This is a genomic window from Aquipuribacter sp. SD81 (genome assembly GCF_037153975.1).
Classification (GTDB): Bacteria; Actinomycetota; Actinomycetes; order Actinomycetales; family JBBAYJ01; genus Aquipuribacter.
Genome location: NZ_JBBAYJ010000023.1, coordinates 36,929 through 49,168, shown reverse-complemented (window position 1 = coordinate 49,168; position 12,240 = coordinate 36,929). Strand labels below are relative to the sequence as shown.

The window sequence follows — 12,240 nt, the reverse complement described above, 5'->3', positions numbered from 1 at the left end:
GGACCCGTGGCGAGCGCGCGCGAGGTCGACCGGGGCGAGGTGGCGCTGCTGCGGCTCGTCGCGCACGGCCTCGCGCCGGACGGCCCGCGCGACCCGGCCGCGCCGGTCCGGCACCTGCTCGCGCTGCAGGGACAGGACCTGCCCGGGGCGCTGCGGTCCGTCGCGCTGCGCTGCGGGCGCGACACCGCCGCCGTCGCCGACGCCTTCGACGCCGGGCACGTCGTCCGCACGTGGCCCATGCGCGGGACGCTCCACGTCGTGACGCCGGGCGACGTCCGCTGACTCCTCGGGCTCACCGTCCGGGCGCAGCACGCCAAGGCGCGCCGACGGCACGAGGAGCTGGGCCTGACGCCGGCCGAGGTAGACCGCGCCCGTGCGGTCGCCCTCGGCGCCCCGCCCGGCGGCCTCACGCGCGAGGAGCTGCTCGCGCGCTGGGAGGACGCGGGCATCCCGACCGGGGACCAGCGCGGCTACCACCTCGTCGCACACCTGTGCCAGGCCGCCGACCTCGTGTGGGGGCCCGTGGTCCGCTCCGACGACGGGAGGGTCGTCGGCCAGCGCCTCGTGACCCTCGACGAGCGGTTCCCTCCGGCGGACGCGTCCCGCGAGGAGCTCGTGGCCCGGCTCGCCGAGCGCTACCTCCGCTCCCACGGCCCGGCCACCGTCACCGACCTCGCCCGCTGGTGCGGTCTCGGGCTGCGCGAGGTGCGGGCGGGCGCCGCCGCGGTCCGTGACCGCCTCGATGTGGTGACGCTCGACGGCGTCGAGCTCCTCATGGACCCCTCGACTCCCGAGCAGCTGGCCCGCTGCCGCGCCGCGGCCCGCCGCGAGCTGCGTCTGCCCGGGTTCGACGAGCTGCTCCTCGGGTACGCCGACCGCTCCGCCACCCTCGACCCGCAGCACGCGACCGCCGTCGTGCCGGGTGGGAACGGGGTGTTCCGCCCGACCGTCGTGGTCGACGGCCGGGTGGTCGGCGTGTGGCGGCCGGCGACCCGCAGCCGGACGGAGGACGTCGAGCGCTTCGGCTGAGCGGCCCGAACGCGCCGGTCGTTACGGTCGGGGGGTGCGAGTCGGTGTCGTCATCCTCCCGCAGCAGCGCTGGGCCGACGCCGCCCGCACGTGGCGGCGCGCGGAGGAGCTGGGGTTCGACTCGGCGTGGACCTACGACCACCTGTCGTGGCGGTCGCTGCGTGACGAGCCGTGGTTCGCGACCGTCCCGACCCTCGTGGCCGCCTCGACCGTCACGTCGACCATCACCCTCGGCACGTGGGTCGCGAGCCCGAACTACCGCCACCCGGTGCCGTTCGCCAAGGAGCTGATGAGCCTCGACGACATCAGCGGCGGGCGGTTCGTCCTCGGGGTCGGCTCAGGGGGCAGCGGGTACGACGCGACGGTCCTCGGCACCGACCCGCTGCCGCGCGCCGTGCGCACCCGCCGCTTCGAGGAGTTCGTCACCCTGCTCGACCTGCTCCTGCGGCAGCCGGCGACCACGTGGCGGGGCGAGCACTTCGCCGCGCACGAGGCGCGGATGCTGCCGGGCGGGCCGTCGGCGCCCCGGCTGCCCTTCGCGGTGGCCGCCAACGGCCCGCGCGGCATGGCGCTCGCGGCACGCCTCGGCGGGGGCTGGGTGACGACGGGTCCCGCACGCGACGAGGCCGACGACCGCCCCGACGCCCTGGACGCGTGGTGGCGGGGCGTCGAGGACCTCTGCGCCCGGTTCGACAAGGCCCTCGACGCCGTGGGTCGCGCCCGCGCGGAGCCGCGCCGCTACCTCAGCGTCGACGTCGGCCGGTACGCGCTGTCCTCGGTGGACGTGTTCCTCGACGCGCACGAGCGTGCGCGGGCGCTCGGGTTCACCGACCTCGTCACGCACTGGCCGCGGGCCGCCGGCGTCTACGCGGGCAGCGAGGCCGTCCTCGAGGCCGTTGCGGCCCGCCTGCCGTCGCTGGGGTGACCCGCCGACCGTCAGAAGAGCAGGACCTCGTAGTCGCGGAAGCGACGGTCGACGGTGAGCAGCCGCAGACCGCGTCGCCGGGCCTGCGCGATCAGCATCCGGTCGAAGGGGTCGCCGTGGTGCGGTGGCAGCGCACCGGCGGCCAGCCCGTCGTCCACCGTGACCGGAAGCTCCGTGAACCCCTGCTCACGCAGCTCGTCGTGGAGGCCGTCGGGCACGACCACCTTGCCGAGTGCCGCCTTGATGGCGATCTCCCACGCCGAGGCGGCCGACACCAGCACCTCCTGCTCACCGTCGGCGAGCGCCCCGCGCATCCGCTGCGGCAGCCTCTCGTCGTCACCCAGCCACCACAGCAGGATGTGGGTGTCGAGGAGGAGGCTCACGGCACTCGCGGCTCGAGGTCGCCTTCGAAGGCCGCTACGACGGCATCCGGTGTCTCGTCGAAGTCGTCGGCGACCACCAGCCGACCTCGCCACGCGCCCGGCACCCGCTTCACGCCGGCTCGCGCGCGCACCAGCCGGGCCACGGGTTGTCCCGCGCGCGCGATGACCACCTCCTCACCGTGCTCGACCGCCTCCAGCAGCCGGGACAGGTGGGTCTTGGCCTCGTGGACGTTCACCGTGCGCGTCATGTCTCCACCGTATGGACTAAGTCGGACTAAGTCCACCACCCGAGAACGGCTGCAGCCGCGCGGGACTCAGCGCCATGGGCGGACGAGCTCACCCACCCGCTCGGTCAGCGCCGTCTGCAGCAGCGGGCCGAAGGTGATGCGGTGCACGCCCATCGCCCTCAGCTCCTCGGGGGTGCCGGCCGGTGCGCCGGTCACGGGGTGCGCGGTGAGGTTGACCGGACCGTCGAGGCCGTCGAGCAGGGCCCGTGCCGTGGCGGCGTCCGGCACCTTGACCGGGTAGACGCACCGGGCACCCGCGGCCTCGCACGCACGCAGCCGCGTGAGCGCCTCCGCGAGCGGGTCGGGGAACGACGCGACCTTGCCGAGGAAGGCGTCGGTGCGGGCGTTGACGACGAGCTCGACACCGGCGTCGTCCGCGGCGGAGCGGATGGCGCCGACGTAGTCGGCGTGCTCCTGCACGTCGCGCATGCGGCCCTCGGAGTGCACGGTGTCCTCGACGTTGATGCCGACGACGCCCGCGTCCAGCACGCGCTCGACGAGCTCGGCGGCGGGCGTGTCGTAGCCGGACTCGACGTCGAGCGAGACGGGCACCTCGACGGCGCCGGTGATGCGCCGGGCGCCCTCGAGCGCGTCGATGAGCGTCATGCCCTCGTTGTCGGACTGGCCCCGGGAGTCCGCGAGCGGGTGGCTGCCGACGCTGAGGGCCTCGAAGCCCGCGTCGACGACGGCCCGGGCGGACCACGCGTCCCAGACGGTCGGCAGCACGAGCGTCGTGCCGGTGTGGTGGAGGCGGAGCAGCTCGGAGGCGCGGGCGGCGACGTCGGTGGTCATGGCCGAGGGTCGCACGCCGTCCGCACCGGCGCGTGTCCACAGGGCTCGGACGGGGCCGGGCACGGCCCTCCTACGCTGCCGTCGTGGAGCCGAGGGCGTCGCTGGCGGACCGCCTCGGCGGCAAGGGTGCCCTGACGGTCGCGGGGCTCCTCGCCGGCACCGTCCTGCTCCAGCGGTGGTGGCTGACGGGGCTGCTCGCCGTGCTCCTCGCGGGCGTCGCCGTCGCCGAGGTCCTGCGGTCGAGGCGGGAGCGGCGGCGCCGTGAGGAGGCGGGCGGCACCGGACCCCGCTCCTACACCGCGCAGGTCCACGACGGCCGCGACGAGCTCGTGGGTCCGGGGCGGGGCTGGTGGGCGTGGGCGTACACCACGCACCGGCTCACGCTCGTGGTCGGTCCCGAGGCGCTGGAGCTGGTCCCGACGGCCTTCCAGCGCCGGCGGGCGCACTTCCACCCCGGCCGGCTCGCCTGGCGGGACGTGACGGCACTGCGGTCGTGGGACGTCGGACGGGCCGTCCCCGGCGGGACCTTCTCCTTCCTCCGCGTGACGCTCGTGGCGCTCCGCCTCGTGGACGGGTCGCTCGTGTCCTTCTCCACCGACGCACCGGAGCTCGTCGCGGACATGGTGGCGCACCTCGAGGTGGAGCACGGCCGCTGAGGCCAGGTGCACGTGGCCGGGGAAGGGGGCGGGGTCGTCGGGCGTTGACGCTTGTGCAACGCTTCACAAGCCCCGAGCGACGGCGCTCCCCCACCACCCAGCGGTCGGGCGGCAGCCCGGCTCGGAAGGACCGCCATGACCACCAGCACCACCGGCCGCACGGCCGCCACCCGTCACCGGGTCGTCATCGTCGGCTCCGGCTTCGGCGGCCTCTTCGCCGCCAAGCGCCTGGCGAGGGCCGACGTCGACGTCACCCTCGTGTCCCGGACCGTCCACCACCTGTTCCAGCCGCTGCTGTACCAGGTGGCCACGGGGATCCTGTCCGAGGGGGAGATCGCCCCCGCCACCCGCGAGGTCCTCAAGCGGCAGGACAACGTCCGCGTGCTCCTCGGCGACGTGCTCGACGTCGACGTGGCGGCCCGCACCGTCACCTTCGCGGGGGAGGGCACCACCACGTCGCTGCCCTACGACAGCCTCGTCGTGGCCGCGGGCGCCGGGCAGTCGTACTTCGGCAACGACCGCTTCGCCGAGCACGCGCCCGGCATGAAGACCGTCGACGACGCGCTCGAGCTCCGTGCCCGCATCTTCACGGCCTTCGAGCGGGCCGAGCTCGCCACGACGCGCGAGGCGCGCGACCGCGCCCTCACCTTCGTCGTCGTCGGGGCGGGCCCCACCGGGGTCGAGATGGCGGGGCAGATCGCCGAGCTCGCCAACCGCACCCTCGCGGGCGAGTACCGCAGCATCGCGACGTCGACCGCACGCATCGTGCTGCTCGACGCCGGAGACCGGGTGCTGTCGTCCTTCGACGAGAGGCTGTCGCGCGACACCGCGGACCGCCTGCGCCGGCTCGGCGTCGACGTGCGCACCGGTGGCCTCGTCACCGACGTCGACGCGAGCGGCCTCACGGTCCGCGGCACGAAGGACGGCCGGGAGCGGCGCATCGACGCCGAGACCGTCGTGTGGGCGGCCGGCGTCGAGGCCAACCCGCTCGGCCGGCTGGTGGCCGAGAGGGCGGGAGCCGAGACCGACCGCGCGGGCCGCGTGAAGGTCGAGCCCGACACGAGCGTGCCGGGCCACCCGGAGGTGTTCGTCGTCGGCGACCTCATGGCGCTGGACGGGCTGCCGGGCGTCGCGCAGGTCGCGATCCAGTCCGGGAAGCACGCCGCCGCGACGATCGCCGCCCGCGCGGCGGGCAAGCCCGTTCCGGGCGCCTTCCGGTACTGGGACAAGGGCTCGATGGCGACGATCAGCCGGTTCGCGGCGGTCGCCGAGATCGGGCGCATCCGCCTGACCGGGTTCGTCGCGTGGGCGGCGTGGCTGTTCGTCCACCTGCTCTACCTCATCGGCTTCAAGAACCGGGTGACGACGCTGCTGCACTGGGCGATCAGCTTCGTCGGCCGGGGCCGCACCCAGCGCGCCGTCACGCGGCAGCAGATCGTCGCCCGCTCGGTGCTCGAGCGGGTCGAGAAGGAGCGCGTCGGCGGCACGGCCACCGACGCGCACGTGTCCGAGGCGGAGCGCCAGCGCGCCTGACGGCCGGGTCCCCGGACCCGACGGCCGGCCGCTGCCAGCCGTCGTCAAGCGCGGTGCAAGTGTCCCCGGTGAGGGTCGTCCCGACATCGACCCTCACCGGAAGGACACGACCATGAGCACCACACGCACCCTCGCCTGGCGCCTCGCCCTCGTCGCCGGAGGCCTCGCCATGGCCGCCGGCGGCGCCCTGCACCCGGAGTCCGACGGCGCCGACCCCCTGCGCGAGGAGCTCGCCGTCATGACGGCGGACCCCGCGTGGGTCCCCGGGCACGCGCTCACCACGGTCGGCACCGTGCTGGTCGTGCTCGGACTGTGGAGCGTGCTGCGCGCCGGTCTGTGGCCCACCGCTGTGCGCCGGCTGCTGCTCGTGACGACGGTCGTCTGGGCGCTCTACGTCGTCGAGACCGTCATGCACCTCGCCTCGGCGGTCGACGCGCACGCCCTCGCCCACGGCGGGGCGGCGCCGGTCGCCTTCACCCACATCGGGCTCGCCGCCGTCCTGTACCCGCTGAGCGGACTCGCCCTCGCCACCCTCGCGCTCGGCCTCGGCCGCGCCTGGGGCGGCTGGCGGTGGCTGCTCGCCGTGCCAGGCGTCGTCGGCGGCCTCGCGCACGCCGTGTCGGTCCCGCTCACGCTGGTGCTGCCGACGGCGGAGCTGTCCCCGTTCTTCGCCGTCGGAGGGATCCTCACCGCACTCTGGGCCGTCGCCACGGGCCTCGGCGGGCGCCAGGAGCGCCCCGCCGCGGTCTCCGGCACGCCCGTCCCCCGCGTCGCGCGCGCCGCAGTCGCCTGACCTGCGACGACCTCGCGCGGGACGTCCCGCCGGCCGGGCACCCGGACCTAGCATCCGAGCATGCGGGTCCGGGTGCTCGGCGACGTCGAGGTGCTTCTCGCCGACGGGCGCCCCGCCGACCTGGGAGGGCCGAAGCCCCGCGCGCTCCTCGGGCTGCTCGTCGCGGCGGGCGGCCGGCCCGTCCCCGTCGAGCAGCTCGTCGACGAGGTGTGGGGCGAGGAGCCGCCCGCGCGGGTCGAGGCGTCGCTGCAGTCCTACGTGGCGCGGTTGCGCCGCGAGCTCGAGCCGGGTCGCGGCGCCCGCGTCCCGGCCACCCGGCTGCGGACCCACCCCGGCGCGTACTCCCTCGCCGTGGACGAGGTCGACGCCGACCGGCTCGCCGACCTCGTCGGGCGGGCGCAGGACGCCGCCGGGCCGGACCCGGGCGGCGCCGCGCGGCTGCTGGCGGAGGCGCTCGGGCTGTGGCGCGGCGAGCCGTACCCGGGTCTCGGCTGGTGCCCGTCGCTCGCGGCCGAGGCCACCCGGCTCCGCGAGCTGCACGCCGCCGCGCAGGAGGCGGCGTGGCGGCTGCGGCTGGATCGCGGGGACAGCGCCGGCGTCGCCGCGGAGCTCGGCCGGGCCGTCGTCGTCGACCCGCTGCGGGAGCGGCGCTGGGCGCTGCTCGCGCTCGCGCAGTACCGCGGTGCGCGGCAGGGCGACGCGCTCGCGACGCTGCGCCGGGCGCGCGAGACCCTCGCCGACGAGCTCGGGGTCGACCCGGGTGAGGAGCTGCGGGCGCTGGAGGCCGCCGTGCTGCGGCAGGACCCCGAGCTCGACGGGCCGCGGCGGGGCGAGGGGGACGGCCGCCGGCACGCCGTGCCCTCCCGCCACGACGGTCCGGCCGGCCCCCCGGCCGGCCCCCCGGCCGTCGCCCCGTCCGCCGGCCCGTCGGTCGGCCCGTCGGTCGGCCCGGCCGTCGGCCCGTCCGTCGCACCGCCGCAGGTGCGTCCACGCCGGCTCGCCGGCCGCGACCGGCCGCTCGCCGACGTCGACGCCGCCCTCAGCGACGCGGCAGCCGGCCGTGGCCGCGTCGTCCTCGTGCACGGCGAGGCCGGGATCGGCAAGACGCGGTTCGTGGCGGAGGTCGTGGCCGCCGCCGGGGCCCGCGGCTTCCGCACCGGCCGCGGCACGTGGGACGCCGACGGCGGGCCGGCCATGTGGGGGTGGACGCGCGCGACACGCGAGGCGCTCGGGACGGACGTGCTCGCCGTCCCCGGGGGCGAGGTCGTCGACGCCGCCTCGCTGAGCCTGCGCCTCGCGGACGCGCTGCTCGCGGCGCTGCGGGGGCCGGTCCCGTCCGTGCTCCTGCTCGACGACGTGCACTGGGCGGACCCCGACAGCCTCCGTCTCGTGCGACGCGTCGCCGCGCAGGTCGGCGACGTGCCGGCCGTGCTCGTGCTCGCGATGCGCGACACCGGGGCCGACGCCCCGCCCGCGGTGCAGGAGCTGCTCGGCTCGCTCGCCCGCCTCGACGTCGTCCGGGTGCAGCTCGGTGGCCTCGACGCCGACGCCGTCAGCGAGTACGTGCACCACGACGCCGGCGTCCGCCTGACCCGGGACGCCGCCGAGGCGCTCGTCGCCCGGACCGGCGGCAACCCCCTCTACGTCACCGAGCTCGTCCGCCTGCTCGGGGCCGAGGGGGCGCTCGCCCGACCCGGCAGCGAGGCGTGGCAGCGCGTGCCCCGCGGGGTCCTCGACGTGGTCCGGCAGCGTCTCGCGCAGCTCGACGCGCCCGCGCCGGGGCTGCTGACGACGGCTGCGGTCGTCGGGCGGGGCTTCGACGTCGACGTCGTGGCCCGCTCGGCCCGGTGCCCCGTCGAGGACGTCGAGGACGCGGTCGAGGCGGGCCTCGCCCTCGGTCTGCTCGAGCCGGTCGGGGAGGCCGCACCGACGCGGTTCCGGTTCGTGCACGCCCTCGTCGCCGACGCGCTCCGGGAGAACGTGCCCGCCCCGGCCCGCACCCGGCTGCACGCCGCCGTCGCCGTCGCGCTGGAGGAGCACCACGCCGGACGGCTCGGCGCGCACGTCGCGGAGGTCGCCGAGCACTACCGCCTCGCCGGCCCCGCGCAGGCCCGCTCGGCCTGGGTGCTGACGGTGGCCGCCGCGCAGCAGGCCGCCGACCGCTCCGCCCACGCCGAGGCGCTGCGGCTGTTCCGCCTCGCGGCCGCGCTCCAGCGGCCGGGTCTCGTCGACGCCGTCGAGGCGGAGGCCGTGCTCGTCGGCCAGACGCGGGCGCTGCGACGGCTCGCCCGCCCCGTGGAGGCGTGGCACCCCGCGGCGGCCGCCGCGCGCTCCGCCCTCGACCGCGGGGACCCCACCGCGGCCGCGGCCGCCCTGCTCGACGTCACGGAGGACGCCGTCTGGGGGTGGCGGTTCCGCCCGGCCGTCGACCGCGACGCCATCGCGCTGTGGCAGGAGGTGCTCGAGGCGACCGGCGGCACCGGCGCGATCGACCCGCTCCCGCCCGTCACCCGGTCGCTCACCGAGGCCGCGCTCGCCACCGAGCTCCTCCACGACCGGGGGAGCCTGCCCGCGGCGACCGCGCTGGTCGACACGGCCGTCTCGCGCGCCCGGGCCGAGGGCACGCCCGCGCAGGTCGCGGCGGTGCTCCAGGTCGCGTGCGTCGCGCTGTCCCGGATGGGCGTCGCGCACCACCGCGCGGCGCTCGCGCAGGAGCTCGTCGAGGTGACGACGCGCCTGGGCGACGGGCGCGGGCTCGCGCTGGCCCTGACGAAGCGGGCCTCCGGCCGCGGCGAGCTTGGCCTCTGGGACGAGGCGTACTCCGACCTCGTGCGCGCCCGTGAGCTCGCCCGCCGCCACCACCACCTGCCGGTGCTCCTCGTGGCGGGGTACGGCGTGGGCGTGGTGCGGCAGTCGCGGGCCGAGTGGGGCGCCGCGACCGCCGAGCTCGACGAGCTGGAGCACCTCGAGGAGACGCTCGCGATGCCCGGCGTCGGCGTGGTCATGGCCCAGCGACTGGCCGTCCTGTTGCACCAGGACCGCCTCGGCGAGCTCGAGCCGGCGCTGCGGGCCGGTGCGCAGCACGCGCCCGAGCACCTGCGCGACCTGTACGCGCTGCACCTGGTGAGGACCGACCGGACCCGCGAGGCGCGGCTGCTGCTCGGGGCGTGGGCCGACCAGCCGCCCGTCGACGAGGACTACCTGTGGCCCACCATGACGGTGCTGCGGGCGTGGCTGTGGCTGGAGCTCGACGACGCCGCCGCCGTGGCCGCGCTACGCGCGCGCCTCGAGCCGCACGCGCACCTGGTCGCCGCCGGCGGCATGTCGTCGTTCTTCCTCGGCAGCCTCGCCCACACCGTCGGCCGGCTCGCGCTGCACTCCGGCGACGTCGAGGGCGCGCGGCGGCACCTGCTCGCCGCCCGGCAGGCGCACGAGCGGATGGGGCTGCCGGGCTGGGTCGAGCGCACCGACGCGCTGCTGGCACGCGCGGGCGCAGCCTGAGCAGCCCGCCCGCGCGCCGGGCGCCGTCACGAGCATCACGGGGTCGCCGTGCCGTGGACCGCGAGCGCCCGGCGGCGGTACGCGCGGCGGGCGATCCGGGGAAGGAGCCACCGGACGGGCGGGGGCGCGTCGCCGAGCATCCGCTGCACGGCCGCGGGGTCGCCGTCCTGCACGATCATGCCGAGCACGACCATGCCGTCGGCGCCCGTGGGCCCCTTGGCGCGGGCGGTCGAGCCCAGCAGCTTCCACTCCGCCGGCGTGCACGTGCGCGCCGCGATGGGCAGCAGGCGCTGCTCCTCGGCGTCGAGGTGCTCGACGAGGTGGACGTAGGCGCGGCCGAGCAGGTCCGCGAGCCGGTCGCGGTCCTCGGCGGCCGCCGTCGCGCGCCAGCGGGGCAGCGCCTCGCCGACCTCCTGCAGGAGCGCGTCGACGGTCTCGTGCTGGGACTCCATGAGGTGGACGACGGGGGCGAGCTCGTCCGGGACGCGCTCGAGCAGGAGCGGCCACAGCAGCTCGTCCTCGGTCGTGTGGTGCTCGTGGAGGCTGCGGGTGACGAGGGCGACGTGGTCGGCGACCACCTCGGCCCGCGCCACGTCACCGGCCGCGACGCGGCGGACGGCGGCCGGGGCCAGGCGCAGCTCCCGCCGGTACATGGTGTGGACGGCGACCATCTGGTCGGTGTCGACGAACGGGGTGGACGTGGTCGTGCTCACGGTGGGCTCCTGAGGGTGGGTGCGTGGTCGGAGCCACCGTGCGGCGGGCGCGCTGCAGCGGGCTTGCACCCGGCTTGCAGCCCCCGGCCGCCGCGACCGCGCTGAGGCCGGGCCGTGGCCACGACGACACGTGCAACGGGTGCGGTGCGCGCTTCGCGCCGCCGGAGGCCGTCGGATGTGTCGCTGGGGCCGGGCCCGCGGTCAGGGGCGCAGCGGCAGGCGCACCTGGAACCGGGTGTCGCCCGGCTCGCTCTCGACCCGCAGGTCGCCGCCGTGCCGGTTGACGACGATGCGGAAGGAGATGTCGAGGCCGAGGCCGGTCCCCTCGCCCACGGGCTTGGTCGTGAAGAAGGGCTCGAAGATGCGTCGGCGCAGGTCCGGCGGGACACCCGGGCCGGTGTCGCCGACCTCGACGAGGAGGGAGTCCCCGTCGCGCCGGGTGCGCAGCGTGAGCGTCCCGGAGCGGACCCCGTCGGGCCCGGTCATTGCGTGGGCGGCGTTGTCGAGCAGGTTGGTCCACACCTGGTTGAGCTCGCCGGGGTAGCCCTGGATCGGGAGCAGCGTCCGGTCGAGGTCCTTGACGACCTCGAGCCCCTCGAGCTTCCGCCCCATCATGACGAGCGTCGCCTTGAGGCCTTCGTGGACGTCGAAGGTCTGCTGGGCGGCGCGGTCCATCTGGGAGTACTGCTTGGCGGCCCCGACGAGCGTCGAGATCCGCTGGGTCGCGTCCTCGATCTCGCTCATCAGCTGCTCGGTCTCCAGCGAGTACACGATCCAACGCAGACCGCTCTCGAGGAGGTGGGCGGGCACCTCGTCGGCGAGGCGCTGCAGCCACGCGGGGGTCAGCCCGGCGGCGGTGAGCGGCGGCGCGAGGTCCCACGGCGCCCCGACGCCACGGTCCTCCAGCCAGTCGACGAGCTCGTCCTCCGCGTCGTTCGCCGCGAGGGCCGACAGGTCCTCGGCCGTCGTCGCGCACGCGAGCGCGTCGTCCTGCAGCCCCGCGAGGGCCGTGAGGACCTTCGGCTCCAGCTGCTGGTCGGCGAGCATCGCGAGCTTGTGGTGCATCTTGCGGACCCGCTCGCGCAGCGCGCTCGTCGCCCGCACCGCCGCGGCCGCCGGGTTGTTGAGCTCGTGGGTCAGGCCGGCCGTCACGGTCCCGAGGGCGAGCAGTCGTTCCCGCTGCCCGACGAGCTCGTTGCTCTGCTGCAGACCGAAGTACAGACCCTCGAGCAGGTGGACGGCCATGGGGAACCACTCGCGCACCTGGGCGCCGAACTCCGCGGCCGGCAGCTGCAGCAGGGTGGCCGGCGTGACGGCGCGGAACGAGTTGACGTACGTCGTCGTGCCCCGCTCCCCGACGTACGCCTGCGTCGCGCCGCCGTAGACGCCGACCTGCGAGGTGCGGGACGTCTCCACCTGGTCGCCACGGACGTTGCGGGTGACGGACACCTCGCCGGACAGCAGGACGTAGAAGCAGGTGGCCGGGTCGCCCTCGGCGAAGACGGAGTCCGCGGCGTCGTACGACACGACCTCGCCGTGCGTGCGCAGCCACTCGAGCTTGTCGTCGTCGAGCGCCTCGAAGAGGAACAGCGCGCGCAGCTCGTCGTTGGTCAGCGTGACCGCCATGG

10 protein-coding genes and 1 pseudogene are annotated in these 12,240 nt (G+C 76.5%); 6 read left to right on the top strand and 5 right to left on the bottom strand.

The features are described 5' to 3' along the window. The first annotated feature begins 6 nt into the window (after positions 1-6). Positions 7-1,029 (top strand): annotated as a pseudogene (locus WAA21_RS14030) (DNA glycosylase AlkZ-like family protein). 34 nt (positions 1,030-1,063) lie between these two features. Then, positions 1,064-1,954 carry an LLM class flavin-dependent oxidoreductase gene (locus tag WAA21_RS14025; RefSeq protein WP_336923444.1) on the top strand — a complete coding sequence of 297 codons (891 nt, stop codon included), beginning with the start codon at positions 1,064-1,066 and terminating at the stop codon, positions 1,952-1,954. A gap of 11 nt (positions 1,955-1,965) precedes the next feature. On the opposite strand, the gene WAA21_RS14020 is transcribed toward WAA21_RS14025, so the two are convergent. The 3 genes from WAA21_RS14020 to WAA21_RS14010 form a co-directional block, all read right to left on the bottom strand. After that, positions 1,966-2,337: a type II toxin-antitoxin system VapC family toxin gene (locus tag WAA21_RS14020; protein WP_336923443.1), complete on the bottom strand. Its 372-nt coding sequence runs from the start codon at positions 2,335-2,337 to the stop codon at positions 1,966-1,968. Then, positions 2,334-2,585, bottom strand: a complete 252-nt coding sequence (locus tag WAA21_RS14015; protein ID WP_336923442.1) for a type II toxin-antitoxin system Phd/YefM family antitoxin — start codon at positions 2,583-2,585, stop codon at positions 2,334-2,336. Before WAA21_RS14015 ends, WAA21_RS14020 begins: the two co-directional genes overlap by 4 nt. 66 nt (positions 2,586-2,651) lie before the next feature. After that, positions 2,652-3,416 carry an isocitrate lyase/PEP mutase family protein gene (locus tag WAA21_RS14010; RefSeq protein WP_336923441.1) on the bottom strand — a complete coding sequence of 255 codons (765 nt, stop codon included), beginning with the start codon at positions 3,414-3,416 and terminating at the stop codon, positions 2,652-2,654. Between the two features lie 83 nt (positions 3,417-3,499). On the opposite strand from WAA21_RS14010, the gene WAA21_RS14005 reads away from it, so the two are divergent. The 4 genes from WAA21_RS14005 (at position 3,500) to WAA21_RS13990 (ending at position 9,899) form a co-directional block, all read left to right on the top strand. Continuing rightward, the gene (locus tag WAA21_RS14005) at positions 3,500-4,072 is read left to right on the top strand and encodes a hypothetical protein (protein WP_336923440.1); all 573 of its coding nucleotides are present in this window, start codon (positions 3,500-3,502) and stop codon (positions 4,070-4,072) included. A 135-nt stretch (positions 4,073-4,207) separates the two neighbouring features. Next, entirely contained in the window at positions 4,208-5,605 is a 1,398-nt protein-coding gene (locus WAA21_RS14000) for an NAD(P)/FAD-dependent oxidoreductase (protein ID WP_336923439.1), read from the top strand. A gap of 112 nt (positions 5,606-5,717) precedes the next feature. Beyond that, positions 5,718-6,398 carry a hypothetical protein gene (locus WAA21_RS13995; protein WP_336923438.1) on the top strand — a complete coding sequence of 227 codons (681 nt, stop codon included), beginning with the start codon at positions 5,718-5,720 and terminating at the stop codon, positions 6,396-6,398. Between the two features lie 60 nt (positions 6,399-6,458). Continuing rightward, a complete protein-coding gene (locus WAA21_RS13990) occupies positions 6,459-9,899 on the top strand; it encodes a BTAD domain-containing putative transcriptional regulator (RefSeq protein WP_336923437.1) in 3,441 nt (1,146 codons plus the stop codon). A 35-nt stretch (positions 9,900-9,934) separates the two neighbouring features. Here WAA21_RS13990 and WAA21_RS13985 read toward each other — a convergent pair whose 3' ends face one another. Continuing rightward, positions 9,935-10,612: a hemerythrin domain-containing protein gene (locus WAA21_RS13985; protein WP_336923436.1), complete on the bottom strand. Its 678-nt coding sequence runs from the start codon at positions 10,610-10,612 to the stop codon at positions 9,935-9,937. A gap of 201 nt (positions 10,613-10,813) precedes the next feature. After that, entirely contained in the window at positions 10,814-12,238 is a 1,425-nt protein-coding gene (locus WAA21_RS13980; RefSeq protein ID WP_336923435.1) for an ATP-binding protein, read from the bottom strand. Between the last annotated feature and the right edge of the window lie 2 nt (positions 12,239-12,240).

Coding starts and splice junctions, on each gene's coding strand:
- WAA21_RS14015 (WP_336923442.1), bottom strand. CDS start 2,585: ATGACGCGCACGGTGAACGTCCACGAGGCCAAGACCCACCTGTCCCGG.
- WAA21_RS14010 (WP_336923441.1), bottom strand. CDS start 3,416: ATGACCACCGACGTCGCCGCCCGCGCCTCCGAGCTGCTCCGCCTCCAC.
- WAA21_RS14000 (WP_336923439.1), top strand. CDS start 4,208: ATGACCACCAGCACCACCGGCCGCACGGCCGCCACCCGTCACCGGGTC.
- WAA21_RS13995 (WP_336923438.1), top strand. CDS start 5,718: ATGAGCACCACACGCACCCTCGCCTGGCGCCTCGCCCTCGTCGCCGGA.
- WAA21_RS13990 (WP_336923437.1), top strand. CDS start 6,459: ATGCGGGTCCGGGTGCTCGGCGACGTCGAGGTGCTTCTCGCCGACGGG.
- WAA21_RS13980 (WP_336923435.1), bottom strand. CDS start 12,238: ATGGCGGTCACGCTGACCAACGACGAGCTGCGCGCGCTGTTCCTCTTC.